This window comes from Jiangella ureilytica, from assembly GCF_004348545.1.
Taxonomy (GTDB): Bacteria; Actinomycetota; Actinomycetes; order Jiangellales; family Jiangellaceae; genus Jiangella; species Jiangella ureilytica.
Window position 1 is genome coordinate 1 of sequence record NZ_SMKL01000084.1, and the last position, 24,796, is coordinate 24,796.

Below are 24,796 nucleotides of genomic sequence, written 5' to 3' on the forward strand. Positions count from 1 at the left end.
CCGGGGTGGCGACGGCGTCAGCCGCGGTCGGGGCCGGGGCGGCGGCCGGCGGCGCCGAGGCGGCGGGCTCCGGCTGCTGCGACCTGGGCTGCAGCGGTTCGGCGCGGCGGAGACCCAGCAGCTCCGGCCGGACGGGGTCGGGCCGGCCCGGCTCGGGGCGGACCGCGGCCTCCGGCCGGGCAGCGGGCTCGGGGCGGCTCACGGCCTCCGGAGCCGGCTCCGGCTCCGGGTCGATCGAGATGGGCCGCGTGGGCCGGGTGACGTCGGGTTCGACGATGGGCTCCGGGACCGCGGGATCGGGGCTGACGCGCCGCGCCCGGCGGCCGGCGCCGCGCGATGCGGCGGGCGCGGCGAACGGGTCGGTGGCGGGGTCGAGCCACTCGATGCTGGTGGCCTCGCCGTGGCCGTGCACCGCCACGAGGTCGTCGATGGAGCTCCACAGGCTGGTGGCGGGGTGGGTCGAGGCCCAGCGCAGCGCGACGTGGCCGTCGGCGAAGACGACGCCGTAGGCCACCACCCCGACCCCGGACACACCGGTGTAGTCGACGTGGCGGACGAGGGCGAACCGTCGTGGGAGCAATCGACCACCGTATCGTTGGGAGACTCCGGGGCAGGCCGGACGTCACCCCCGTGTCCCTCAGGCCTGTGCAGCCACATCATCGTCGATGTGGCTCGATCCTGTCACGGCGGCCCGCCGGTGACGCCCGCAGCCGGGTCGGCGCCCGCGCCCGCGGCGACGCGGGTTACGGTACGTCCCGACTATGAGTCACCGTTCCCGGGAGTGATCGATGGACCCACGACTGCAGCCCCAGACCCCCGAAGTCGACCCCATGGTGACCTCCGCCGTCATGAACGTGCGCGATCGTTTCGGCGCCGAGGGCCTGCGCGACCTCATGGCTCTCGCCCAGATGGAGCTGCGCAACGTCGAGGCGGCGGAGCAGCGGCTGGCCGCGCTCGCCGAGCCGGCCGCCACCGCGCCCGAGGCCGTCGACTCCGCCGACACGCAGGCCTGGCTGGCCTACACCGAGGCCGAGCCGGAGCGCGACGACCGCCGCTGACGCCGCCGGGCCGGGATCAGATCGCCCGCAGCGCGGTCAGGATCTCCGTGGCCCAGCGCGAGACGTCGTGGCTGGTGACGTGGTCGCGCAGCAGCTTCATCCGCTGCTCGGCCTCGGCCGGGTCGATGCGCATCGCGGTCAGCATGGTGCGCTTGACGCCGTCGATGTCGTGCGGGTTGACCAGGAAGGCGCCGTCGCCGAGCTCGTCGGCGGCGCCGGCGAACTCCGACAGCACCAGCGCCCCGCGCAGATCCGAGCGGGCGCTGACGTACTCCTTGGCCACCAGGTTCATGCCGTCGCGCAGTGGCGTGACCACCATGACGTCGGCGGCGAGCAGCAGCGCCACCAGCTCGGAGCGGTCGTACGACGAGTGCAGGTAGTGCACGGCGGGGTGGCCGATGCGGCTGTAGTCGCCGTTGATGCGCCCGACCTGCAGCTCGATGTCGTCGCGGAGTGTCTGGTAGGCCTCGACCCGCTCGCGGCTGGGCGTGGCGACCTGGACGAGGACGGCCTCGTCCGGCGTGATGGCGCCCTCGGCGAGCAGCTCGCCGAACGCCTTGAACCGGTGACCGATGCCCTTCGTGTAGTCGAGGCGGTCGACGCCGAGCAGGATGTGCCGCGGCGAGCCGACCTCTTCGCGGATGGTGGCCGCGCGCTGCCGGACCTCGGGGTCCTCGGCCAGCCGGGCCACCTCTTCGACCTGGATCGAGATGGGGAACGCCCGAGCCAGCACCTCGCGGCCGTCCTCGAGCACGAGGGCGTCGTCGCGCACGACCGCCGTCGTGAACGCCTCGGCCAGCGACTCGAAGTTGCGGGCGGCTCCGGCCCGCTGGAAACCGACGAGGTCGGCGCCGAGCAGGCCTTCGAGGATCTGCCGGCGCCACGGCAGCTGGGCGAACAGCTCCGTGGGCGGGAACGGGATGTGCAGAAAGAAGCCGATCTTGAGGTCGGGGCGCAGTCCGCGCAGCAACTGCGGCACCAGCTGCAGCTGGTAGTCCTGGATGAACACGACGGCGTTCTCGGCGGCGACCGAGGCGGCGGCCTCGGCGAAGCGCCGGTTGACGGCGCGGTAGGCGTCCCACCACTCGCGGTGGTATTCCGGCTGGACGATGACGTCGTGGTACAGCGGCCAGAGCGTGGCGTTCGAGAACCCCTCGTAGTAGAGGGCGATCTCCTCGGCCGACATGGGAACGGCGACGAGGTCCATGTCGTCGGTCGAGAACGGGTCCGGCGCGTCGTCGGGGGAGCCGGTCCAGCCCACCCAGGCGCCGTCGTAGGCCCGCATCACCGGAGCCAGGGCGGTGACCAGGCCGCCGGGGCTCCTGCGCCAGCTGGTCGCGCCATCGGCCGTCGATACGCGGTCGACCGGCAGCCGATTGGCGACTACGACGAAGCTACTCGTTCCAGTCGTGGACAAATGGGGCCTCCTCGTGCCGACAACGGTAACCGAGTGGTGTTGCGTGGTTGTCACAGCCCTTGCCTACGATGGCTGACATGGACTCCCACGAGCGCAAGATCCTCGACTTCGAGCACCGCTGGTGGAAGTACCCAGGAGCCAAGGAACAAGCCATCCGCGACGAATTCGCCATGTCGGCCACGCGTTACCACCAACTGCTCAACGCATTGATCGATCGGCCCGAGGCGCTGGCCCACGACCCGTTGCTGGTGCGGCGGCTGCGGCGGCAGCGTTCGCGCCGGCTGCGCTCGGGTTCGCGACGCCCGCTCGCTGCGGAGGCATGAGCGGCCGCGCCAGTCCATACGACAGTGTCGCTGATCTTGATCACCGGCGCCAGAGCCCTGGTGCCTCGCCTCCGCACAGGCGCGTGGCGTACTCTCCTGACCTTGGCCAAGGCCGACCGCGAGGTCCCTGGCGGAAGCGAGTCTCGCAAGGAAAAGGAAAGCTGTGACGATGAGTGACCGGCTCCAGCGGCTCTGGCCGTCCCTCGTCGCGCTCGTCGGTACCGTCGCCGTCGTCCTCGTTCTGCTCTGGTACTTCGGCGACGACGTCGAGGACAGCGGGCCCGACGACGTCGCGGCGGGCGACACCGCCGGCACCGAGCCGCCCGCCACGGAGCCGCCCGCCACGGAACCGCCGGCCACCGAGCCGCCGCCCACCGAGGCGCCCACGGACGATCCCACCGACGAGCCGAGCGAGCCGGTCACGGCCGACCCCGACGTCGTGGAGCCGCTCGGCGTGCTGAACCAGACCGGCGAGCCCGGCATCGAGGAACAGGCCAGCGAGCGGTTCCAGGACGGCGGCTGGGAGGTCGCGGCGATGAGCGAGTTCACCGGCACCGTCCCCGAGACCACGGTCTACGTGCCCGAAGGGATGGAAGAGGCGGCCGAGGCCCTGGTGGAGCAGTTCCCCGAGATCGGCCGCGTGCGCCCCACCGTCGAGCCGTTCAACGACACCCGCCTGGTCGTCGTGCTGGCCGAGGACTACCTGGACGAGGTCGAGACGGAGTGACGCCCGAGCTGCGACGCCTGTCGGGCCTGCTGGGCCGCACGCTCGTGGCCCTCGACTTCGACGGCGTCCTGTCGCCCATCGTCCCCGACCCCGCGAGCGCGGTCGCGCTGCCCGGCACCGCCGACGTCCTGACGGCGGTCGCCGCGCGAGTGGCCCGGGTCGCCGTCGTCACCGGCCGGCCCGCCGCCGACGCCGTCCGGCTGGGGTCGCTGGCCGGCGTGCCCGGGCTGGTCGTGCTCGGCCACTACGGCCTGCAGCGCTGGTCGGACGGGACGCTGAGCACCCCCGCCAGCGACGACGGCGTCGAGGTGGCGCGCCGCCGGGTCGCCGAGCTGGCCGCCGCCCGGCCCGGCGTCACCGTCGAGGACAAGCACCACTCGGTGGCGCTGCACACCCGCTCCGCGGCCGACCCCGCCGCCGCCCTGGCCGAGCTCCGGCCGCACGCCGACGCCGTCGCCTCCGAGGCCGGGCTGCAGGTCACCCCCGGGCGGTTCGTGCTCGAGCTGCGGCCCGTGGGCGTCGACAAGGGCGTGGCCATTCGCTCCCTGGTCGCCGAGACCGGCGCCGCGGCCATCCTCTACGCCGGTGACGACCTCGGCGACCTGCCCGCGGTGACGGCGGTGCGCGAGCTGGCGTCGTCGGGCGCGATCGATGCGGGGCTGGTCGTCTGCTCCGACGCAAAGGAGGCCTCCGCCGAGCTGCGCGCCGCGGCCGACGTCGTCGTCCCCGGCCCGCCCGGGGTCCAGGAACTGCTGAGCGAGCTCGCCGCACTCGACTGAGGCGGTATCACCGCGGAATCATGACGGCATGGCGATGACACTTCGACTCACCGAGGAAGAGACCGAGATCCTGCGGCGACAGGCCGAGCGCGAGCACCGGTCCATGCAGGAGGTTGCTCGGCTGGCGATCCTGGAGCGAGCCGAGAGTTCCGACCGTGACCAGCATGTCCGCGGCCTCGCCCGAGTGGTCAAGGAGCGCCACGCCGAGTTGCTGGCCCGGCTTGCCGAGTGACCGTCTACCTCAGTCTTGTGGACGTGTTGGCTGTCGCCGAGGAGATCTTGGATCGTCCCGCAGAGGTCCGCGACCTCGGACTACTGGATTCCGCAGTTCATAGGCCGCAGGCGTCGATGTTCGACGCCGATGCGTACCCAGATGTGCCGACCAAAGCTGCGGCAGTGCTCGAGTCCTTGGCGCGCAACCATCCACTGATCGATGGCAACGAGCGACTGGCTTGGGCTGCGACCCCGGTCGTCCTGCTCGAAAACGGCTTGAGTCTGCTCGATGTCGACCAGATTGTGGCCTACGACTTCATGATCGAAGTCGCAGAGGGGAAGCTCGAGTTGGCAGAGATGGCGGCCTGGCTCGCGGAGAACGTCACGCCGCTCGACTGACAAGACCATCCACGATGCGATACAGAATTGTCCCGCATCGTGGACTAATCCTGTCTGGATCCAGATGCGCCACGTAGTGTGACCGTCAGTTGTCCTCATCCAGAGGAGCCGAGGGACCGGCCCGTCGAAGCTCCGGCAACCGTCCGCGTCGACCAGCGCGGTGACGGTGCCAATTCCGGCCCGCTCACCCGAGCGGGAGAGATGAGAAGGGATCCGCAGCAGCATGACCGTCACCAGCACCACCTCCTTGGGGCGCGCCACGCATCTCTCATGTCGTGAGTGCGGCACCACCGTCGAGCTCGGCCCGTACTACGCCTGCCTCGAGTGCTTCGGACCGCTGGAGGTGGCCTACGACTTCGGCACCATCACGCGCGAGCGCATCGAGAGCGGCCCGCGGTCCATCTGGCGCTACCGCGACCTGCTGCCGGTGCCCGAGAACGTCGCCGAGATCCCGAACACCGACCCGGGGTTCACCCCGCTGGTCCGCGCGGACAACCTCGCCCGCGAGCTCGGCCTCAAGGATCTGTGGATCAAGAACGACGCCGCGAACCCCACGCACTCGTTCAAGGACCGTGTGGTGGCGGTCGCGCTGGCGGCGGCGCGCGAGCTGGGCTTCACCGTCCTGGCCTGCCCGTCCACCGGCAACCTCGCCAACGCGGTCGCCGCGGCAGCGGCCCGGGCCGGCATCACCAGCTACGTGTTCATCCCGAGCAACCTCGAGCAGGCGAAGATCACCACCAGCGCCGTGTACGGCACCACGCTGGTCGCCGTCGAGGGCAACTACGACGACGTCAACCGGCTCGCGTCGGAGTTGGCCGGCGAGCACGACGACTGGGCGTTCGTCAACGTCAACGTGCGGCCCTACTACGCCGAGGGTTCCAAGACGCTGGGCTACGAGACCACCGAGCAGCTGGGCTGGCGGCTGCCGAAGCAGGTCGTCATCCCGGTGGCGAGCGGCTCGCAGCTGACCAAGGTCGACAAGGCCTTCCGCGAGCTGGTGCAGCTCGGCCTGGTCGAGGGCGAGGCGCCGGCCATCTTCGGTGCGCAGGCCACCGGCTGCTCGCCGGTGTCGGCCGCGTTCAAGGCCGGCCACGACGTCGTCCGCCCGGTGCGCCCCGACACCATCGCGAAGTCGCTGGCCATCGGCAACCCCGCCGACGGGCCGTACGTGCTCGACGTCGCGCGGCGCACGGGCGGCGCGGTCGAGGACGTCAGCGACGACGAGGTGGTCGACGGCATCCGGCTGCTGGCCCGCACCGAGGGGATCTTCGCCGAGACCGCGGGCGGGGTCACCGTCGCCGTCCTGGCCAAGCTGCTGCGCGAGGGGAAGCTCGACCCCGGCGCCGAGACCGTCGTCTTCAACACCGGCGACGGGCTCAAGACCCTCGACGCCGTCTCGTCCGTGGTCGGCCCCGCCGGCACCATCGCACCTACTACCGAGGCGTTCCACAGCCTCGTCAACGGAGGCTGACCATGAGCGTCGCCGTACGAGTCCCGACGATCCTGCGCACGTACACCAAGGGCGAGTCCGACGTCACCGTCGAGGTGCCCGACGGCGCCACCCTCGCCGACGTGCTGGGGGCGCTGGACGCCGCCTACCCGGGCATCGGCGCGCGCGTGCTCGACGACACCGGCCAGATCCGCCGGTTCGTCAACGTCTACGTGAACGAGGACGACGTCCGGTTCGCCTCGGGCCTGCAGACGCCCACGCCGTCGGGCGCGAAGATCTCCGTCATCCCGGCGGTCGCCGGCGGCTGACGCCCCACGCTCGCCGACGCCACGTACGCCGGGGCGAGGTACCGTCAGCCGACGGTGACCTCGCTGATGTTGCGACGCGGCTTCTGGCCTGTGCGGGAGGCACAGATCAGCCGACCGTCACCTCACTGATGTTGCGACGCGGCTTCTGGCCTGTGCGGGAGGCACAGATCAGCCGACCGTCACCTCACTGATGTTGCGACGCGGCTTCTGGCCTGTGCGGGAGGCACAGATCAGCCGACCGTCACCTCGCTGATGTTGCGACGCGGCTTCTGGCCTGTGCGGGAGGCACAGATCAGCCGACCGTCACCTCACTGATGTTGCGACGCGGCTTCTGGCCTGTGCGGGAGGCACAGATCAGCCGACCGTCACCTCACTGATGTTGCGACGCGGCTTCTGGCCTGTGCGGGAGGCACAGATCAGCCGACCGTCACCTCACTGATGTTGAACGCGTCCTCAGCCCAGGGGAAGACCCAGATGAACAGCGCGTAGATGATCGCAGCGATCAGGATGACGTAGATGAGCAGCCGAAGGGGCCACGGTCCCGGCAGGTGCCGCCAGATCCAGGCGTACATCTGTCTAGACTTCCTCTCCGCCGATCAGGATGCCGGTCGCGTACATACGGTGTGACGAGCCCCAGCGCGGCCAGCACGTGGTGAGTGTGATGCGCCGTTCGGTGGGCTCGGTCTCCTCGGGCTCGCCCGGCACCGGGTCGACGACCCAGCTGTCCCTGATGCCGATGCGGTTGCCGTCGGGGTCGCCGTTCGGTGCGTCGTCGAGCTGGTAGAGGAACGTGCCGGCGCTCGTCTCGATCTCGACGATGTCACCGACCTCCAGCTCGGGGAAGTCTGCGAACGGCTCGCCGTGTCCCGAACGGTGCGCGGCGATGGAGAAGTTCCCGACCTCGCCGGGGTCGACGCTGTCGAGGTAGTGGCCGGGGCCGTTCTTGAGGTCGGAGTCCTCGGTGCCCTGGACGATGATCCACTCCCAGTCCTCGCCGAAGCGGGGGATGCGGATGAGGCCGTAGGCGTCGCCCACCTCGAGCTCGTCGAGCGGGATGGGCTCCTTCTCGAGCTGCCCGGCTTCGAGGCCGAGCTGGTCGCGGAGGTCGTCCTGCGCGTTGGCGGTCTGGATGCCGGTGCCCCACAGGGTGTAGACCACGAAGAGCAGCACGACGGCGCCCGCGGTGAGCATGAGCTCGCCGACGCCTCCCGCGATCAGGGCGGCGACGTTGCGCTTGGCCGGCTGCTGTGGTCTGTTCCGGGCGGAGGCTCTGCGGCGCCCCTTGGCCGCCTTGCGATGCATGCCCAAGAGCCTAACCGGCGACCCCGGCGGCCCGGGACTTGATCTCATCAGAGCCCCCCGAACCGGCCGATCCGCTCTGCTACCGTGCGTCGAGCGTATGCCCTGAGAATCAGGTGAATCAGGAGATATGAAGTCATGAATCGCGGAACTCCGCGGCGGCTGACGGCCGTGGCGGCGGCGACGGGCGCGTTCGTGCTCGCCTTCGCCGGCACCGCGCCGACGGCGGCAGCCACCGACGGTCTCCCCGACCTCCCCGACCTCACCGAGCTCGTCGACCTGTCGGCAGCCGAGCTGCTGGCCGACACCCTCGAGACGGCCGCCGACCGCGCCGGCCTCACCGTCGACACCGTCCGCGAGCTCGTCGAGTCCGGCCGCGCCGTCGTCGGCGCCAGTGGCGTGCTGTCCTACACCGACGAGTTCGAGGCACCCGCGGACGGTCCGGGCGCGGCGGACCCGGTGGCGCCGGCCGCCGACGTTCCGGGTGACCCCGCCGTCGGGTCGAGGCCGGGCGCGCCGTACACCGTCTATCTCGACTTCGACGGCGCGACCATCCGGAACACCGAGTGGAACCGCTACTACGACCAGGACGTGTTCGAGCTGGCCCCGAACGCGGCGGCCACGGATGCCGCCTACGTGTACCAGGTGTGGGCGCGAGTGGCCGAGGACTACGCGCCGTTCGACGTCAACGTCACCACCACCGACCCGGGCGCCGACGCGCTGCACAAGACCTCGCCCGACGACGGCGAGTACGGCATGACGGCGGTCGTCACCGACACCACGGACATCGAGCCGGCGGCCGACGCCGGCGGCCGGGCCTGGGCGGGCGGTTTCGGCAACGCGTTCCTGTCGCCGGCCATGATCTTCGCGCCGGTCGCGCGCGACAGCAACGCGCCCGACGTCGGCAACATCGTTTCGCACGAGGTCGGCCACACGTTCGGCCTCAACCACGACGGCATCGGCGACGACGAGTACTACGGCGACACGCAGGCCGAGCCGGACTCGCTGTGGGGGCCGATCATGGGCGCCCCGTGGTCCGCGCCGCTGTCGCAGTGGTCGCCCGGCGACTACGCCGGCGCCACCCACTCCGGTGAGGACGACCTCGCCGAGATCACCGCCACCGGCACCGTCCTGCAGACGTTCATGGTCTACGACGGCGACCAGATGTGGCCGGACCCGTACTGCACCGACGCGGACGACCCCGACAGCCCGCAGCCGGGCGACAGCGTCTACAAGCCGAACGGCCAGGGCACCTGCGACCCCGCCGGCGACCCGCTGACCCTCGAGTTCCATTACGCCGACCGCGCCGCCTACGCCGCCGACGACCACGGCGGCGTGCTCGACGAGGCGAGCGCGCTGGACACCACCGGCGGCGACTTCACCGCCACCGGCGTCATCGAGCGGTCCGGCGAGCGCGACGTGTTCACGTTCGTCACCGGCGGCGGCCCGGTCACCGTCGCGGCCGAGGGCGCCTCCGTCGGCCAGAACCTCGACTTGCGCCTCGAGCTCATCGACGGCGCCGGCGAGCTGGTCTCCGAGGCCGACCCCGAGTCGGGCACCGACCCCGCCAGCCCGCCCGCGGACCGCACGGCCAACGGGCTCAACGCCCAGCTCGAGGCCGAGGTCGGCGCCGGCGTGTACCACGTGCGGGTCAGCGGCACCGGCCAGGGCGACCCGGCCGCCAACACCCCGGCCCACGGCTCCGGCTACACCGCGTACGGCAGCCTGGGCCACTACACCGTCAGCGGCACGGCGGCCGAGTTCGACGCCGCGCCCGTCACGATCATCTCGCCTGAGGACGGCGACGAGGTCCAGCCGGCGCCGGTCGAGATCACCGGCTCGGCCGAGCCGGGCTCGACGGTCGCGCTCACCGTCGGCGACCAGGCAGCGGGCGAGGGCACCACCGACGACGAGGGCACGTGGAGCATCGTGCTCAGCACGGACCTGCCGCTCGGCGAGTCGACGGTCACCGCGCAGCAGACGGTCGGCGACGTCGTCGTGCCCGAGACCGCGTCGGTCACCGTCGTCGTGCCGGTCGGCCCGCCCACGATCGTGCGGCCGGTCGACGGCGACACCGCCACCACGGCCACGCCGACGTTCAGCGGCGAGGGCGTTCCGGGCGCCGCCGTCGAGCTGGGCATCACGTGCGGCGAGGACGCCTGGGCCGGCGGCACCGAGGTCGACGGCGAGGGCGCCTGGGCGTTCACGCCCGGCCAGGAGCTGCCCAACGGCGAGTGCTCGGTCAGCGCGGTCCAGGCGATCAACGGCACCACCTCGGCGCCGACCGACTCGCTGACGTTCACCGTCGATGTCGCGACCGGCGACGACGGGGCCGCCGGCGACGACGACGGGTCGGACGACGGCGCCGAGGACGGCGGCGACGACGGCCTCCACCTGCCCGACACCGGCGCCTCCGCCCACCGGCTCGTGCTGCTCGCGGGCGTGGTCCTGCTCGGCCTGGGCGCGGCGCTGTACGCACGCACCCGCCGCGGCGTCACCGGCTGACGCCTCCGGCGAAACCTGCGGCGACGCTCGTGCGTCAGACCTGGTGAAGGAGGTCTGACGCACGTGGCCGACTCCACCGCGAAGCAGCACCGCACCAGCGTGCCGGCCGTGGCCGCCGCCGTTGTCGTGGTGGCGCTCGCCGTCGTCGCGGCGGTCTGGCTGACCAGCCGGTCCGGCGACGGCGACGGGGTGGGCGGCGACAGGCTGGCGGTGCCGTCGGAGGCCGCGACGGGCCAGCCACCCGCGCAGCCGCGGCCGACGCCGTCGGCCACCGGCACCCTCGCGCCGGGCGGGCGGAGCGAGCTGCTGCCCGGGCCGATGGGCGGGCAGGAGGCCATCGACGCCCTGGGCGAGCGGCTCGACCGCGTCGCCGAGCTCAACGGCATGACGCCGGCCGGTCTGCGCGACGCGCTGCTCACCGATGCGAGCCTGCTGGTCGCGCCGAGCGGCCGGCTGCTGTACGACGACGAGATGACGCCTCCTCCCACACCGCGCTGAGCGCGGACATAGGATGAGATGGTGAAGGCATCGGAGCAGGTTGATGCCGTCGTCGTCGGGTCCGGCCCGAACGGGCTGGCGGCGGCCGTGGTGCTCGCCCGGGCCGGCCTGGGGGTCCAGGTCTTCGAGGCCCAGCGGACCATCGGCGGCGGCGCCCGCACCCTCGATCTCGGGCTCGCGCCGGGCATCGTCCACGACGTCTGCTCGGCGGTGCACCCCATGGCCGCCGCGTCGCCGTTCTTCCGCGCCTTCGACCTCGCCGCGCGCGGCGTGCGGCTGAACTACCCCGACGTCTCCTACGCGCAGCCGCTCGACGGCGGCCGGGCCGGCATCGCCTACCGCGACCTCGACCGCACCGTCGAGGGTCTCGGCCGCGACGGCCGCGCCTGGCGCCGGCTCATGCGCCCGCTCGTGCGGCACTCTCCCGCCGTCGTCGAGCTGGCGCTGTCCGACCGCCGCAGCCTGCCGCCCGACCTGCTCACGTCGGCGCAGTTCGCGCTCACCATGCTCGAGCAGGGCAGCGCGCTCGGAACGGTCCGCTGGAAGGACGAGGTCGCGCCGGCCCTGCTCATGGGTGTTGCGGCGCACGCCATCTCGCGCATCCCCACGCTCACCGCGGCCGGCACGGCGCTCTCGCTGGGCGCGCTGGCGCACTCGCCGGGTTGGCCGCTGCCGGTCGGCGGCAGCCAGGCCATCGTCGACGCCCTGGTCGCCGACCTCGAGGCGCACGGCGGCACCGTCCACACCGGCGTCGAGGTCACCTCGATGGCGCAGCTGCCCAAGGCGCGCGCCTATCTGTTCGACACCAATCCGTGGACCCTGGCAGGCATCCTGGGCGACGAGCTGCCGGCGCGGTACCGGCGCTCCATCGACCGGTTCAAGGCCGGCAACGCCGCCGCCAAGGTCGACTTCGTGCTGTCCGGCCCGGTGCCGTGGGCGCATCCCGAGGTCCGGCGGGCCGGCACCATCCACGTCGGCGGCACCCTGGCCGAGATGTCGCACGCCGAGGCCGAGGTGGCGGCCGGCCGGCACGCCGATCGCCCCATGGTGCTCGCCTCCGATCCCGCCGTCTTCGACTCCGGCCGCGAGGTGGCCGGGCTGCGGCCGTTCTGGACCTACGCCCACGTGCCCGCGGGGTCCGGCATCGACGTCGGCGACGCCGTCCAGGCGCAGATCGAGCGGTTCGCGCCCGGTTTCGGCGACCTCGTCGTCGAGCGGCACACCATCCCGGCCTCGAAGATGGCCGACCACAACGCCAACTACCGCGACGGCGACATCGCCGCGGGGGCGATGAACCTCTGGCAGATCTTCGCCCGGCCCTCCATCAAGTGGAACCCGTTCGCCACCCCGATCCCCGGCGTGTACCTCTGCTCCGGCTCCACTCCGCCCGGGCCCGCGGTGCACGGCATGGGCGGCCTCTACGCCGCGAAGCGCGCGTTGAAGACCCGGTTCGGCATCCGTACGGTCCCGTCGCTCGCCCCGTGATCTCGGGGTGCGTGGGGTTGCGTTGGGTGGCCCCGTCCCCCTGCTGCCCATTCTCTTGAGCCGCGCGGGTGCCCTCAAGTCCGCGCGCTCTGTGCTTGCACGCCGCCGGGGTCGTGGGGTTGGGTGGTTCCCCCGTCCCCCTGCTGCCCATTCTCTTAGCCCCGGACGGTCGCCTCAAGCGGACCCTGGTGGCGCTTCGCGCCGTGGGGGTCCGCTTGACCCGCCCGTCCGGGGCCTAAGAACGGGCAGCTATCAGGGGGCCGGGGGAGTCTGGCGACGGGAGCGGGTCCTAGCGGGCCCGCGTGCGTCCGCATGGTGGGATTTGGCGGTGTTCGCGGGGCCGTCACGAGGTTTTCTGCCGCTTCACGAGGCCTGCATGCCTGGTGATGTGGCAGAAGGCCTGGTGATGTAGCGGATCGCCGATGATCATCGCGGTGCACAGTCCGGCGAACCGGGGCGAAACGGGCACGCGAAAACGGTGAGGCGTGCCCAGGGTCTCCCCGTCCCCCTGATAGCTGCCCGTTCTTGGGCCCCGGGTGCCCGGGTCAAGCCGAAGCCCCGCGAGCACAGCGGCGGGGTGACCACAGAGGGCGCCGGCTTGAGGCGGGTGCCCGGGGTTAAGAGAATGGGCAGCAAGGGGGACGGGGAGCCAAACCTCACAACCCCGGCGAAACCTCAGGCGGTGCCCGACGGGACCGGGGGACGGCGGCGCAGGCCGCCGATCAGCCGCTGCGCGAACGGGACCAGTCGCTCCAGGGGCAGGAACGCCAGCCAGCAGATGACCGTCGGCAGGAAGTGGATGCCGAGCGCGAGGTAGGTCATCAGGTGGAAGCCGACGAACGTCACGACCGCCAGGTACAGCGCCTTGCCCTTGAGCCACAGCACCACCGGCGACAGGAACTCGATGAGGATCAGCCCCCACTGGGCGATGATCAGCAGCCACGGGTAGTCGATGGTCCAGCGGACGAGGTCGGAGCCGCGCCGCATGATCGCCCAGATGAACACGGCGCCGTTGGCCCACGTGGCCGGCGACCCGCTGCGCACCCATTTCACGATGGCCGACGCGAAGTAGGTCGCGATGGTCGCCACCTGGATGCAGCGGAACGCCCAGCCGGCCGGCTCGCTCGAGTCGGTGTCGGTGAACCGGGCTCGGCCGATGGTCGGCAGCACGACGACGGCGACCATGAGCGCCAGGTGGTCGTGCGACACGTAGCCGTAGCCCTGGCTGAACACCATCCACTGGAAGTACGCCAGCGCGACGATCCAGCCGGCGATGCGGGGCAGGAACCCCGTCGCCGCGACCAGGCAGCCGGCCACGATGACGATCTGCAGGACGTGCGCCAGCAGAAGCGACGGCTCCGGCAGCGGCAGCACCCGGCCCACCCAGGTGGGGTGGTAGAGCTCCGGCGCGTGCGCCATGGGGATGACGTCGTTGGTGAGCTGGAAGATGTCATACAGGACGAACAGGTAGATGGCGGCCCGCAGCACGGCCACCCGGGCCAGCGGGACGGGCCGGGTCCACCAGCCGACGACGGCGCGACCGGCGGACAGCCCGCGGCTCATCGCCGCACCTCCCAGGTGGTGAGCTGCTCGATGTCCGGCTCGCCCTGCTGGATGCCGTCCTTCAGCTGGTAGGTGCTGCGCATGACGTACAGCCGCACGTACGGGTCGGCGCCGGGGTGCAGGTCGGTCCACGCGTCGGCGATGGACTGCAGCAGGGACGGGTCGTCGACGATGCGGTCGAGCTGCGCCTCGATGTCGGCCCGCCCCACGCCGACGCCCTGCGGGTTCAGCGGGACGCGAACGCGCTCGCCGCTCTCGGTGTCGGCCATCATGTAGACGGAGCGGACGGCGCCGTCGAGGTCGCGCGGAGTGGCGTACTGCGACAACGATCCGAGCGGGAAGTAGTCGTTGGTGTCCTGGAGTTGGCCCATGGTCAGGGTCACGAGGGCCATGCCGGTGACGCCGAGCCGCCACACCAGGCCCCGCCGGGAAAGACGCCGGACGGCCGGTTCGGAACTCACAGCGCGCGAGTATACGAGGTATAGGCACGCGCTTGCACTCTCCTAGGTAGAGTGCTAAACACGTAGTTAGCACTCTCAAGGTGAGAGTGACAGGACTTCGGCTCGGCGAGGCCGCGGATGTCCCGGTGACAGGAGCCGGGAGTCGGCGGCCGTCCGTCGCGGGCGTCGAACCGAAACTTCCACCCGCTATGGGAGGACCAGGAACCCATGCCAAAGATCATTGCCTTTGACGAAGAGGCGCGGCGTGGCCTCGAGCGCGGCATGAACTCTCTCGCCGACGCCGTCAGGGTCACCCTCGGCCCGAAGGGTCGCAACGTCGTTCTGGAGAAGAAGTGGGGCGCCCCCACGATCACCAACGACGGCGTGTCGATCGCCAAGGAGATCGAGCTCGAGGACCCGTGGGAGAAGATCGGGGCCGAGCTCGTCAAGGAGGTCGCGAAGAAGACCGACGACGTCGCCGGTGACGGCACGACCACGGCGACCGTGCTGGCCCAGGCGCTGGTCCGCGAGGGCCTGCGCAACGTGGCCGCGGGTGCGAACCCGATCGCGCTGAAGCGCGGCATCGAGAAGGCCGTCGAGGCCATCGCCGAGCAGCTGCTGTCGACCGCGCGTGAGGTCGAGACCAAGGAGCAGATCGCCGCCACCGCGTCGATCTCGGCCGGCGACTCGCAGATCGGCGAGCTCATCGCCGAGGCGATGGACAAGGTCGGCAAGGAAGGCGTCATCACCGTCGAGGAGAGCAACACCTTCGGCCTCGAGCTCGAGCTCACCGAGGGCATGCGCTTCGACAAGGGCTACATCTCGGGCTACTTCGTCACCGACCCGGAGCGCCAGGAGGCCGTCCTCGAGGACGCCTACGTGCTGCTGGTCGAGTCGAAGATCTCGAACGTCAAGGACCTGCTGCCGCTGCTCGAGAAGGTCATGCAGGCCGGCAAGCCGCTGCTGATCATCTCCGAGGACGTCGAGGGCGAGGCCCTGGCGACCCTGGTGGTCAACAAGATCCGTGGCACCTTCAAGTCCACCGCCGTCAAGGCTCCGGGCTTCGGCGACCGCCGCAAGGCCATGCTGCAGGACATCGCCATCCTCACCGGTGGCCAGGTCATCAGCGAGACCGTCGGCCTCAAGCTCGAGAACGCGACGCTGGACCTGCTGGGCCAGGCCCGCAAGGTCGTCGTCACCAAGGACGAGACCACCATCGTCGAGGGTGCGGGCGACCCGGACCAGATCGCCGGTCGCGTCTCGCAGATCCGTGCCGAGATCGAGAACTCCGACTCGGACTACGACCGCGAGAAGCTGCAGGAGCGGCTCGCCAAGCTGGCCGGCGGCGTGGCCGTCATCAAGGCCGGCGCGGCGACCGAGGTCGAGCTCAAGGAGCGCAAGCACCGCATCGAGGACGCCGTGCGCAACGCCAAGGCGGCCGTCGAGGAGGGCATCGTCGCCGGTGGCGGCGTGGCCCTCATCCAGGCTGGTGCGGCTGCGTTCGAGAAGCTCGAGCTCGAGGGCGACGAGGCCACCGGTGCCAACATCGTCAAGGTGGCCGTCGAGGCGCCGCTGAAGCAGATCGCCGTCAACGCCGGTCTCGAGGGCGGCGTCGTGGCCGAGAAGGTGCGCGGCCTTCCGGTCGGGCACGGCCTCAACGCCGCCACCGGCGAGTACGTCGACATGCTCGGCGAGGGCATCAACGACCCGGTCAAGGTGACGCGCTCCGCGCTGCAGAACGCCGCCTCGATCGCCGGTCTGTTCCTCACCACCGAGGCCGTCGTCGCGGACAAGCCGGAGAAGGCCGCCGCCGCTCCGGCCGACCCCAGCGGTGGCATGGGCGGCATGGACTTCTGAGTCCGGCCGCTTCACAGCACCACACGCACCACCCGTACGAGGGCGGTACCCCGGCTCCGGCCGGCGGTGCCGCCCTCGTCCGCGTTCCGCACCCGCCGTTCGGAAGGGCCGTGATGAGCACCGACGCGACCGCGCTGACCACCGTCGACCTCGAGTTCCTCCGCCGTCCCCTGCGCGGCTTCCTGTCCCTGGCCGGCGGGCCGGTGCCGCCGCAGCCGCGACCGGTGTGGTTCGAGGCCACTGCCGAGGGCACGATCCAGCTGTTCACCGGCCCGGACACCGTCAAGGTCCGGCACCTGCGCCGCGACCCGCGCGCCTCGATCGTCGTCGCGGCGCCCGTGGGTGAGCGCGAGCGCTGGGTGTCGGTCGCCGGGCCGGCCACGGTCGAGCCCGACGGCGCGCACGACCTGTGTGCCCGGCTGGCCGCCCGGTACTGGGACGACCCCGAGCACGCGGACGCCCTCGCCGCGATCCTGGCCGAGGACCAGGTGCGGATCGTCATCCACCCCGAGCGGGTGCGCCGGTACCACTACTGACCGCTCGGGGCGCTCCCGGCGGCGCGGAGGTAGCGGGCGGCCTGACGGCGCAGGTGGTCGGCGAACTCGGGCGGGTCCAGCACCTCGAAGTCGACGTCGAGCATGGTGGCGTAGACGGCGAGCATCGCGTAGCTGTCGGCGCCGGCGTGAATGACGCAGCGGTCCTCGCCCTCGGGCTCGACGGTGACGACCGGCGGGAGCCTGCTCGCGACCGCAGCCGCCGGGGCGTGCAGCCGGAGGCTGGCGCGGTAGCGCCAGACGGCGAGGTCGAGGCCGCGGGTGACGAAGTCGGCGATGTCGCCGCCGGGGGCCTCGCGCGGGGTGAACCGCGGCCCGGTGGGGATCTTCGGCGTCATCCGGTCGACCCGGAAGGTGCGCCAGTCGCCGCGCGAGACGTCCCAGGCAACCAGGTACCAGCGCCGGCCGCGGTTGACCAGCCGGTGCGGCTCGACCTCGCGGCGCGACGAGCCGCCGTCGTGGCCGACGTAGTCGAAGCGCAGCCGCTCGTGGTCGCGGACTGTGGCCGCGATCGCCGTCAGCACATCCGGGCCGACCGTCGGCCCGCCGGCCGGCAGCGGCACCGTCGCCGACGACAGCGCCGCCACCCGGTGCCGCAGCCGCGCCGGGAGCACCTGCTCGAGCTTGGCCAGCGCCCGCACCGATGTCTCCTCGATGCCGGTGACCGACCCGCCGGCGGCCGTCCGCAGCCCGACGGCGACGGCGACCGCCTCCTCGTCGTCGAGGAGCAGCGGCGGCATGTCCGCCCCCGATCCGAGCCGGTAGCCGCCCGACACTCCGGGCGTGGAGTCGACGGGGTAGCCGAGCGTGCGCAGCCGCTCGACGTCGCGGCGCACCGTCCGGACGGCGACGCCCAGCCGGTCGGCGAGGTCGGCGCTCGCCCAGTCGCGCCGGAGCTGCAGCAGCGACAGCAGCCGCAGCAGCCGGGCCGAGGTTTCCACCATGTCCGTGATTCTGGCAGCAATTGCGGCCCGTAACTGGCCGCGATTGCCGAGACAGTGGGCACATGACGAACTCCACGGAGATCCGCCCCTTCCGCATCCAGATCACCGACGCCGAGATCGAGGACCTGCGTGCCCGGCTGGCGAACACCCGCTGGCCGGCCGAGATCCCCGGCACCGGCTGGGAGCGCGGCGTCCCGGTTCCCTACCTGAAGGCGCTGGCCGGCTACTGGCGCGACGGGTTCGACTGGCGCGCCGCCGAGGCCGAGCTCAACGCCCACCCGCAGTTCATCACCACCGTCGACGGCCAGGACCTGCACTTCCTGCACGTCCGTTCGGCGAACGAGAACGCGACGCCGCTGCTGCTGATGCACGGCTGGCCGAGCTCCGTCGTCGAGTTCCTCGACCTGATCCCGCTGCTCACCGACGAGTTCCACCTGGTGATCCCGTCGCTGCCCGGCTTCGGCTTCTCGACGCTGTCCGGGCCCGGCTGGGGCAACCTGTTCCGGGTGTCCGGCGCTGTCGCCGAGCTGATGACCCGGCTGGGGTACGACCGGTTCGCGGCCCAGGGCGGCGACGTCGGCGCGGGCGTGGTCGGCATGCTGGCGATGCTGCACCCGCACCGGGTCATCGGCACCCACGTCAACGGCCCGGCGCCGTACCCCTTCGGCCCGCCGGCCGAGCTGGACGGGCTGAGCGACGCCGAGAAGGCGCGGGCCGAGCGGTTCAACGCGTTCCGCGAGGACGGCATCGGCTACCTCGTGCAGCAGGCCACCCGGCCGCAGACGCTGGCCTACGGCCTCGCCGACTCGCCGGTCGGGCAGCTGGCCTGGATCGCGGAGAAGTTCCGCGAGTGGACCGACCCCGCCGCCGAGCTGCCCGAGGACGCCGTCGGCCGCGACCGGCTGCTGACCAACGTCAGCCTGTACTGGTTCACCGGTACGGGCGCCACCGCCGCGCACGTCGTCTACGAGGGCATGCAGGCGTTCAAGCAGTTCATGGCCGGCGCCGGCGAGCAGCACGAGGATCAGGAGTGGAACGCCGACGCGCCGGCCCCGCCGCCGGGTGCGGTCGCCGTGTTCGCCGCCGACACCTCGATCCGCCACCTCGTCGACCCCCTGGGCACGGTCGTGCGCTGGACCGAGTTCGGCAGCGGCGGCCACTTCGCCGCACAGGAGGTGCCGGAGCTGCTCGCCGCCGACGTCAAGGAGTTCTTCGCGTCGTTGAGCTGAGCGCGGCGGGCGAACAAACCTGGTACGCTAGGTGAACAGAAGGTGAACAGTACCCGCCTTGAACGTGGCCTAAGGAGTGGACATGCTGACAGCGACAGAGGTCCAGCGCCCCACGCTCGTGGCCCGCTGGGTGACGGTGACCGACATCTCCGGCCGCCCGCGGGCGGAGCTGCGCTGGGTCGCCGTCGACGACGAACGGCACGCGCGGGTACACGCGGCCTGACCGGCCTACAGCGCCCCCAGGGGCGCGACCGGCCGGCCGGTCTTCTCGCACACCCACTGCGGATCGGGCCCCAGGTCGGGCTCGATCCGCAGTTCGTGCGGCTCGTCCTCGGTGCACGGCGTACACGACGGCCATCGACCCACCCCGGCGTCGAGCAGGCGGTCCTGCACGTCCTGGGCCAGCTGGCCCGCCACGAACGCGGCGCCCTCGGGCCACTGCTCCACCCACCAGCGCCGTTCGCTCAGCGCGGCGTCGAGGACGTCGACCGCGGCGGCGACGTCGAGCCGGCGCGCGCCGAGATCGCGCAGGACCAGCGCCCGCGCCGCGAGCATGACGTCGTCGACCACGGCACCGATGGTGCCATGAGACGCCGATTCGCTGGCACACTATCCCCGTGCGCCCGCTCCTGGAGGTCATCGCCCTGGGTCCGGGTGACGTGCCCGGCGCGGTCCACGGGGGCGCCGACCGCCTCGAGGTCGTCGCCGACATGGACTCCGACGGCCTGACCCCGTCTCTCGAGACCGTTCGCGATCTCAAGCGCGCCTGCGACTTGCCGCTGCGGGTCATGCTGCGCGCCAACGACGGGTTCTCGACCAGCGGCTCGGAGCTGGCCCGGCTGCGCATCGCCGCGCACCAGCTCGCGAACGCCGGCGCCGACGGCTTCGTCCTCGGCTTCCTCGGCCTGAACGCCGAGATCGACGTCGAGGCCACGCTGGCCCTGGCCGACGAGCTCGACGGCCGGCCGTGGACGTTCCACCGCGCCATCGACCACTGCCTCGACCTCGACGAGGCGTGGGAGGTCGTGCCCGGGCTGCCGGGCCTCGACGCCGTCCTGACCGCCGGATCCGCGCGCGGCGTCGGCTCCGGCCTGGACGAGCTGTGCACGCGCGCGACGGGGTCGCACCGGGCGGCGAGCGTCATCATGGCCGGCGGCGGGCTCGAGCCCGACCACGTGCCCTGGCTGGCCCGCGCCGGCGTCCGGCAGTTCCACGTCGGCAGCCGGGTCCGCCCGGGCGGCTCCTGGAAGGCCTACGTCGACGCCGCCCTGGTGCGGTCGTGGCGCATCCTCGTCGACGACGCCGTGGCGGCGGCCCTGTGAGGGCCGGTCCGCCGCTTCGGAGGCCGGCCGAGCACGGGTCTGCGTTGCCCGGCCCGAGCGTCGATGCTGCCCTGAGCGGCGCTGTGAGGAGCACGACCGCATGATCATGGTCGATCCGCCGGCCTGGCCGGGTCACGGCCGGCTGTGGTCGCACCTGGCGTCGGACGAGTCGTTCGAGGAACTGCACGAGTTCGCCGTCGCCCTCGGCCTGCCCGCCCGCGGCTTCGACGGCGACCACTACGACCTGCCGGAGAAGGACTATCAGCGCGCCGTCGACGCGGGCGCGGTGCCGATGCGCAGCCGCGACCTGGTGGCCCGGCTCATCGCGGCCGGCCTGCGCCGCCGCAAGCTCCGCTAGCGGCCCGGCGACTATCCGCGCGCGGCCAGCGCCGTCAGCTCGTCGCGGTGCCGGTCGAGGTACTGGTGCACCCGCTCGCGGGAGTCGGCCCAGTCGCCGTGCAGCATCCGGGACGGCTCTTCGGTGAGCGTCAGGTGGTGGGTGTCGCGGTCGATGAGCAGGTCGACGGAGAGCTTGCCGCCGGCCGTCTCGCGCGTGAGGTCGGCATGGAAGTCGCCGGCCACGAACGCGAGGTCGTCGGGCTCGGGGAACTGCACCTGGCCGAGCGTGCCGCCGTCGTCGACGATGACCACGTGCGCCATGGCGCGGTCGGGCAGGCCGTCGGCCGCGAGCTCGCACTCCCAGCGGCAGACGATGCGCAGCCAGCCCTTGGGCGCCGAGCGGCGGTAGACGGCGATGATCTCGTCGAGCGTGCGTTCCTGCTCCGGTGTCACGTCGCGACCCTACCTAACCTGGTCTGTTGGCGAAATCGAACTCGCGCAGCTCTCCGTCGACCCAGGTCTGCACGCGGAAGGAGTCCGGCCGGGTCGTCGTGTTGTCGGGCCGATACCGCGGCACGATGTCGACCTGGACGCTCTGGTTGTTGCCCAGGGCCTCGCGCAGGTAGCGCTCCATCTGCGCGTACTGGCCCTGATTGAGGTTGGCCAGGCCGTCGCCCAAGGGCTTGCCATTGCCCGGCACCACGTTGAGCCGGTTGGTCGGCCCGCCCAGGGAGTCGGCGAGGATGTGGAAGCCGACGTCGCCGTCGATGCCCTCGTGCCCGATGCCCCGCTGCACCCCCGGGTTGCGGCCGGCCGCGCTGCCCGACGGGCTGCCACTGACCCGGATCGGCCGGCCCAGCGCGTCGGTCTCCCAGGCGACGCCGTTGAACACGTAGATGGCGTTCGGGTGCGCGCTGTCGGCCGCGCGGTTGAACGCGGCCAGGTCGCTGAACTCGAACGTCGGCAGCTCGACACCGTCGGCGCGGGCCACCATGCTCACGTTGTCGAAGCCGGTCGGTACGTTGTCGAGCCGGCCGAGAATGGTCAGCTCCTGGGCGGTGAGGGCGCGCCGGGTCCACTTGCCGCCGGTGGCGCCCCAGCCGAGGAACGGGATCAGCGCCGCACCGGACAGGCCGGCGTCGATGACGTTGCCCTCGGCGGCGTACCAGACGGCGTTGACGGCGTCGGCCGGCTCGCCGACGACGGGGATCAGCCCGAGGCCGTCGAGGACGAGGTGCCCGATCTCGGAGAACCAGTTGGTGTCGCTGCCGCGCTCCTCGATCTCCTCGGCCTTCATGGTGACGATGGCCCGGGCGTCGGTCGCGATGTCGGCGCTGATGACGTCGCCGCCCTCGAACGGCGTCATGGCCGCCGCGATCGCCTCGCGCGCGCCGGCGCCGTCGTCGACCGGCCAGCGCCGACGCGCGATCAAGTACTCCATGAACGCGTTGACCTGGGCGGTCTCGCCGTCGGCCTCGATCTCGACCGTCGGGCCCTGCCCGAACAGCTGGTGTCCCGCGGCCGGACTGCGGCCGACCGCGGCCATGATGCCGGCGAGCGGGTCGTAGTGCACCGAGTACCCGGTGGGGGCGCCCTCGTCGTCGCCGTGGACGGGGTCGATGGCGCCGTACAGCTCACCGCCGCCGGACGAGCGGTTGTACCACATGTCGCGCTCGTCGACGTCGCGCTCGTAGTCGTAGACGCCTTGGGCGACGGTGGTGAGGAAGTCGGCAGACCAGGTGCCGCGCGAGATGACCAGGCTCAGCGCGCCGGCCTGCCCGATCGTCTCGGGATTCTCCTCGATGATCGCCTGCAGCCACCGGTCGGCGTACTCGGGATCGAGCGCGAGGTCGCCGGTGTTCTGCGTGGCCAGCCCGAGCGACGTGCCGAGGTCATCGAGGAACTGCTCGTACTGCCCGTCGAACTCGTCGATCCGCTCGACGTCCTGGCTCATCCCGATGCTGCTCTGGACCATCCCCTGCCGGGTGGCCGACATGTCCATGACGAGGTCCGAGACCTCCTCGGGGCTCACCTGCTCGGCCAGCCGCTGCGCGAAGTACGGGTCGGTGGCGTTCTCGGCGAGCAGGTCGCGCAGTTCCTCCGGGATGTCGTCGCCCTCGCCGTAGTCGTCGATCAGCTCGGCGGCGCGGTCGGCCCGCTCGCGCGCCTCCTCGGGCGTCGCGGTGGAGATCTGCGACTCGTCGATCTGCGCGTACGTCTGGACGCCCGGCGTCTGCGCCTCGATGTGCCGGGCCAGCGCGAGCCGGCGGCGCAGGCCCGGCAGCTCCTCGCCGATCCAGGTGAGCACGCCGTTGACGCGGTCGAGCTCGTCGGTGGAGAGCCAGACGTCGGTCATGTGCCCGCGAACGCTGGCGACCCGGTCGTCCAGCTCGGTCGACGCGTTCTCCATGGCGCGGATCAGCCCGGCCATCTGCTCCAGGTCGATCGACGCCGTGCTCATCGCAGGTTCCGCCAGTGCGTCTGCCACGAGTTCATCGGCACCTGCTCGGGCTGGCCCTCGATGGCGCTGCGATAGGTCTCCATGGCGCCCGCGGCGGCCGTGCCGCACGTGGTGACGTGGCCGGTGAGCTCGGCGAAGAAGGTGTCGGCGGCGGTGCTGATCCAGGCGCCGGCGTTCATGGCGGCGACCGCCTCGTCGAGCTCGGTGGCGAAGTCCTCGGTGAACGGCCGCGACTGGTCGCGCCGGCCGACGATGGCCGCCCGGTACGGGTTCGCGACGGTGGCCTCTTCCTCGGTGGTCACGGCCGGCCTCCTGACGGGCGAGCCGGGGGTCGCGGGCCGTGCTCGCCCACCCAGCGGTCGAGGTAGGTCTCGAATCGGCCCATCGACTCCTCGTCGAGGACGCCGCGGGCCCGTTTGGGCGGGTCGTAGCCGAACTCGACCCGGAACGTGCCGTCCTGGTCGACCTCGAGGTCGAGGACGGTCCAGGCGTGGTCGGGGTCGTCGGCGGCGGCCATGGGCTGCAGCTGCGCGACGAGGTCGTAGAGCGGCTCGTCGTAGCCGACCTGCCCGAACAGCCACCGGTCGCCGCCGTCGACGACTGCCAGCGTGAGGTAGTTGAGAGTGAGCTCGCCGCTCTGGTCGGTGTAGGCCTCCCAGTTGCCCACGAGGCGCACCCAGTTGCGCGGCGCGACGTCCGCGAAGCGGTGCACGATGCGTTCGACTTGCTCCTGCTGCTCGGCCTTGCCCATGCCGCCCTCTCTGTGCAGGTGCCCGTGTGCGCCGTGGTGTCAGATGGTAGTCACGATCGTGACGATCGTCACGAGCCGGCGGCGCGGAGCAGGACCAGTTCGGTCTCGAGGTTGTGCCGGGCCGAGTCCTCCCAGCGCCGCCGCCCGGTCTCGGTGCGGAACAGCGCCGGGCGGTCCAGCAGCCCGGCCAGCACCGCGGCCCGGCCGGCGGCGAAGTCGGCGTCGGACAGGTGCGCGTAGTCGTCGCGGACGGCGGCCGCGTAGGCCGCGTAGTCCGGCGGCGAGCCGGCCAGCACGGCGAGATCGGCGTCGCACAGCACCGCGCCGTTGGCGTCGCCGGGCGCGGGGTCGTGGCCCGCGGTGAGCAGGACCAGCCGCTCGACCTCGTCGACCAGCGCGGCCGGGCGGTCCAGCGCCGTCAGCACCTCGCGGGCGAGCCGGGCGCTGGCCGCCTCGTCCTCGCCCGGCCTCCCGTCGTAGACGGCGTCGTGGAACCAGGCGGCGAGCCGGACGGCGTCGGCGTCGGCAGCGTCGCCGGCCAGGTCGTCGACGGCGGCGAGGACGGCGGCCAGGTGCGTGGCCGAGTGGTACTGCCGGTGCGGCTCGCGCCACCGGGCCAGCAGGTCGGCGCCGGCCGCCGTCGCCGCGGCGGAGTCGCCGGCCAGCGCGGCCCAGCGCCGCTCGAGATCGTCCACGCCGCCCATTCTCCTCCGCCCCATGATCATCAATCTTCTGGGTCGTGATAGCAGTGTGTGTTCCGGAGACATCGGTGACAAAGCGTTCGGGGACATGGGCGACAGTTCGGGTTGGTTGGCTTCCCGTCTTTGCAGTGTGTGCCGTGGTTCGGCGGTGTCAAGGTCGTTCGTCCTCGCTGT

At 72.0% G+C, this 24,796-nt stretch carries 30 protein-coding genes and 1 riboswitch; of the genes, 17 read left to right on the forward strand and 13 right to left on the reverse strand.

The window, feature by feature from the left end:
- The coding region (locus E1212_RS30150; protein ID WP_420814429.1) for a hypothetical protein at positions 1-580 on the reverse strand (580 nt) is incomplete at its 3' end.
- 208 nt (positions 581-788) lie between these two features.
- Here E1212_RS30150 and E1212_RS25445 point away from each other — a divergent pair.
- On the forward strand, positions 789-1,058 hold the full coding sequence (locus E1212_RS25445) for a hypothetical protein (RefSeq protein ID WP_131987696.1): 270 nt from the start codon (positions 789-791) through the stop codon (positions 1,056-1,058).
- 16 nt (positions 1,059-1,074) lie between these two features.
- Here the strand turns inward: E1212_RS25445 and E1212_RS25450 are convergent, their stop codons facing one another.
- Positions 1,075-2,475 (reverse strand): alpha,alpha-trehalose-phosphate synthase (UDP-forming), encoded by a 1,401-nt coding sequence (locus tag E1212_RS25450; RefSeq protein WP_131987698.1) that lies wholly within the window; start codon positions 2,473-2,475, stop codon positions 1,075-1,077.
- Positions 2,476-2,552: 77 nt separating this feature from the next.
- On the opposite strand from E1212_RS25450, the gene E1212_RS25455 reads away from it, so the two are divergent.
- The 7 genes from E1212_RS25455 (at position 2,553) to E1212_RS25485 (ending at position 6,674) form a co-directional block, all read left to right on the forward strand.
- The gene (locus tag E1212_RS25455; protein WP_238992483.1) at positions 2,553-2,798 is read left to right on the forward strand and encodes a DUF3263 domain-containing protein; all 246 of its coding nucleotides are present in this window, start codon (positions 2,553-2,555) and stop codon (positions 2,796-2,798) included.
- Between the two features lie 169 nt (positions 2,799-2,967).
- Complete coding sequence (locus E1212_RS25460; RefSeq protein ID WP_131987702.1) at positions 2,968-3,525, forward strand: LytR C-terminal domain-containing protein; 558 nt, start codon at positions 2,968-2,970, stop codon at positions 3,523-3,525.
- Positions 3,522-4,304: a trehalose-phosphatase gene (otsB, locus tag E1212_RS25465; RefSeq protein ID WP_131987704.1), complete on the forward strand. Its 783-nt coding sequence runs from the start codon at positions 3,522-3,524 to the stop codon at positions 4,302-4,304. The genes E1212_RS25460 and otsB overlap by 4 nt, the downstream gene beginning before the upstream one ends.
- Positions 4,305-4,332: 28 nt before the next feature.
- On the forward strand, positions 4,333-4,536 hold the full coding sequence (locus E1212_RS25470) for a DNA-binding protein (RefSeq protein ID WP_131987706.1): 204 nt from the start codon (positions 4,333-4,335) through the stop codon (positions 4,534-4,536).
- The gene (locus E1212_RS25475) at positions 4,533-4,916 is read left to right on the forward strand and encodes a type II toxin-antitoxin system death-on-curing family toxin (protein WP_131987708.1); all 384 of its coding nucleotides are present in this window, start codon (positions 4,533-4,535) and stop codon (positions 4,914-4,916) included. Before E1212_RS25470 ends, E1212_RS25475 begins: the two co-directional genes overlap by 4 nt.
- 92 nt (positions 4,917-5,008) lie before the next feature.
- Positions 5,009-5,124, forward strand: a riboswitch (SAM riboswitch).
- A 15-nt stretch (positions 5,125-5,139) separates the two neighbouring features.
- Entirely contained in the window at positions 5,140-6,387 is a 1,248-nt protein-coding gene (gene thrC / locus E1212_RS25480; RefSeq protein ID WP_131987710.1) for a threonine synthase, read from the forward strand.
- A gap of 2 nt (positions 6,388-6,389) precedes the next feature.
- Positions 6,390-6,674, forward strand: a complete 285-nt coding sequence (locus E1212_RS25485) for a ubiquitin-like small modifier protein 1 (protein WP_131987712.1) — start codon at positions 6,390-6,392, stop codon at positions 6,672-6,674.
- 416 nt (positions 6,675-7,090) lie between these two features.
- Here the strand turns inward: E1212_RS25485 and E1212_RS30155 are convergent, their stop codons facing one another.
- The gene (locus E1212_RS30155; RefSeq protein ID WP_203417200.1) at positions 7,091-7,246 is read right to left on the reverse strand and encodes a hypothetical protein; all 156 of its coding nucleotides are present in this window, start codon (positions 7,244-7,246) and stop codon (positions 7,091-7,093) included.
- A 4-nt stretch (positions 7,247-7,250) separates the two neighbouring features.
- Positions 7,251-7,976 (reverse strand): class E sortase, encoded by a 726-nt coding sequence (locus tag E1212_RS25490; protein ID WP_162605627.1) that lies wholly within the window; start codon positions 7,974-7,976, stop codon positions 7,251-7,253.
- Between the two features lie 135 nt (positions 7,977-8,111).
- On the opposite strand from E1212_RS25490, the gene E1212_RS25495 reads away from it, so the two are divergent.
- From E1212_RS25495 to E1212_RS25505, 3 genes are all read left to right on the forward strand, one after another.
- Entirely contained in the window at positions 8,112-10,478 is a 2,367-nt protein-coding gene (locus E1212_RS25495; RefSeq protein ID WP_131987716.1) for an Ig-like domain-containing protein, read from the forward strand.
- 63 nt (positions 10,479-10,541) lie between these two features.
- Positions 10,542-10,976, forward strand: coding sequence for a hypothetical protein (locus tag E1212_RS25500; protein ID WP_131987718.1), 435 nt, complete (start codon positions 10,542-10,544; stop codon positions 10,974-10,976).
- A gap of 18 nt (positions 10,977-10,994) precedes the next feature.
- Entirely contained in the window at positions 10,995-12,461 is a 1,467-nt protein-coding gene (locus E1212_RS25505; RefSeq protein WP_131987720.1) for a phytoene desaturase family protein, read from the forward strand.
- Between the two features lie 675 nt (positions 12,462-13,136).
- Here E1212_RS25505 and E1212_RS25510 read toward each other — a convergent pair.
- Positions 13,137-14,024, reverse strand: coding sequence for a hypothetical protein (locus E1212_RS25510; protein WP_203417201.1), 888 nt, complete (start codon positions 14,022-14,024; stop codon positions 13,137-13,139).
- Positions 14,021-14,485 (reverse strand): hypothetical protein, encoded by a 465-nt coding sequence (locus E1212_RS25515; protein WP_131987722.1) that lies wholly within the window; start codon positions 14,483-14,485, stop codon positions 14,021-14,023. The genes E1212_RS25510 and E1212_RS25515 overlap by 4 nt, the downstream gene beginning before the upstream one ends.
- A 207-nt stretch (positions 14,486-14,692) precedes the next feature.
- Between E1212_RS25515 and groL the strand changes: the two genes are divergently transcribed.
- A complete protein-coding gene (groL, locus tag E1212_RS25520; RefSeq protein ID WP_131987724.1) occupies positions 14,693-16,321 on the forward strand; it encodes a chaperonin GroEL in 1,629 nt (542 codons plus the stop codon).
- 113 nt (positions 16,322-16,434) lie between these two features.
- The gene (locus E1212_RS25525; RefSeq protein ID WP_131987726.1) at positions 16,435-16,857 is read left to right on the forward strand and encodes a pyridoxamine 5'-phosphate oxidase family protein; all 423 of its coding nucleotides are present in this window, start codon (positions 16,435-16,437) and stop codon (positions 16,855-16,857) included.
- Here E1212_RS25525 and E1212_RS25530 read toward each other — a convergent pair.
- Positions 16,851-17,819: a helix-turn-helix transcriptional regulator gene (locus tag E1212_RS25530; RefSeq protein WP_162605628.1), complete on the reverse strand. Its 969-nt coding sequence runs from the start codon at positions 17,817-17,819 to the stop codon at positions 16,851-16,853. The two genes, E1212_RS25525 and E1212_RS25530, sit on opposite strands and share 7 nt — an antisense overlap.
- Positions 17,820-17,881: 62 nt before the next feature.
- Here E1212_RS25530 and E1212_RS25540 point away from each other — a divergent pair, with 62 nt between their 5' ends.
- Complete coding sequence (locus E1212_RS25540) at positions 17,882-19,048, forward strand: epoxide hydrolase family protein (RefSeq protein WP_131987730.1); 1,167 nt, start codon at positions 17,882-17,884, stop codon at positions 19,046-19,048.
- A gap of 82 nt (positions 19,049-19,130) precedes the next feature.
- Complete coding sequence (locus E1212_RS29670) at positions 19,131-19,271, forward strand: hypothetical protein (RefSeq protein ID WP_162605629.1); 141 nt, start codon at positions 19,131-19,133, stop codon at positions 19,269-19,271.
- 5 nt (positions 19,272-19,276) lie between these two features.
- Here E1212_RS29670 and E1212_RS25545 read toward each other — a convergent pair whose 3' ends face one another.
- Positions 19,277-19,603 carry a hypothetical protein gene (locus tag E1212_RS25545; RefSeq protein ID WP_203417203.1) on the reverse strand — a complete coding sequence of 109 codons (327 nt, stop codon included), beginning with the start codon at positions 19,601-19,603 and terminating at the stop codon, positions 19,277-19,279.
- Positions 19,604-19,665: 62 nt separating this feature from the next.
- Here E1212_RS25545 and E1212_RS25550 point away from each other — a divergent pair, with 62 nt between their 5' ends.
- Positions 19,666-20,370 (forward strand): copper homeostasis protein CutC, encoded by a 705-nt coding sequence (locus E1212_RS25550; RefSeq protein ID WP_131987734.1) that lies wholly within the window; start codon positions 19,666-19,668, stop codon positions 20,368-20,370.
- Positions 20,371-20,470: 100 nt separating this feature from the next.
- Entirely contained in the window at positions 20,471-20,728 is a 258-nt protein-coding gene (locus tag E1212_RS25555; RefSeq protein ID WP_131987736.1) for a DUF4031 domain-containing protein, read from the forward strand.
- A gap of 11 nt (positions 20,729-20,739) precedes the next feature.
- Here E1212_RS25555 and E1212_RS25560 read toward each other — a convergent pair whose 3' ends face one another.
- The 5 genes from E1212_RS25560 to E1212_RS25580 form a co-directional block, all read right to left on the reverse strand.
- Positions 20,740-21,162 (reverse strand): hypothetical protein, encoded by a 423-nt coding sequence (locus tag E1212_RS25560; RefSeq protein ID WP_131987738.1) that lies wholly within the window; start codon positions 21,160-21,162, stop codon positions 20,740-20,742.
- Between the two features lie 13 nt (positions 21,163-21,175).
- On the reverse strand, positions 21,176-23,170 hold the full coding sequence (locus tag E1212_RS25565) for a DNA/RNA non-specific endonuclease (protein ID WP_131987740.1): 1,995 nt from the start codon (positions 23,168-23,170) through the stop codon (positions 21,176-21,178).
- Positions 23,167-23,472 (reverse strand): hypothetical protein, encoded by a 306-nt coding sequence (locus E1212_RS25570; RefSeq protein ID WP_131987742.1) that lies wholly within the window; start codon positions 23,470-23,472, stop codon positions 23,167-23,169. The genes E1212_RS25565 and E1212_RS25570 overlap by 4 nt, the downstream gene beginning before the upstream one ends.
- Positions 23,469-23,921 carry a hypothetical protein gene (locus E1212_RS25575; protein WP_131987744.1) on the reverse strand — a complete coding sequence of 151 codons (453 nt, stop codon included), beginning with the start codon at positions 23,919-23,921 and terminating at the stop codon, positions 23,469-23,471. The genes E1212_RS25570 and E1212_RS25575 overlap by 4 nt, the downstream gene beginning before the upstream one ends.
- Before the next feature lie 68 nt (positions 23,922-23,989).
- Positions 23,990-24,625, reverse strand: a complete 636-nt coding sequence (locus tag E1212_RS25580; protein WP_131987746.1) for an HD domain-containing protein — start codon at positions 24,623-24,625, stop codon at positions 23,990-23,992.
- Positions 24,626-24,796: the final 171 nt, after the last annotated feature.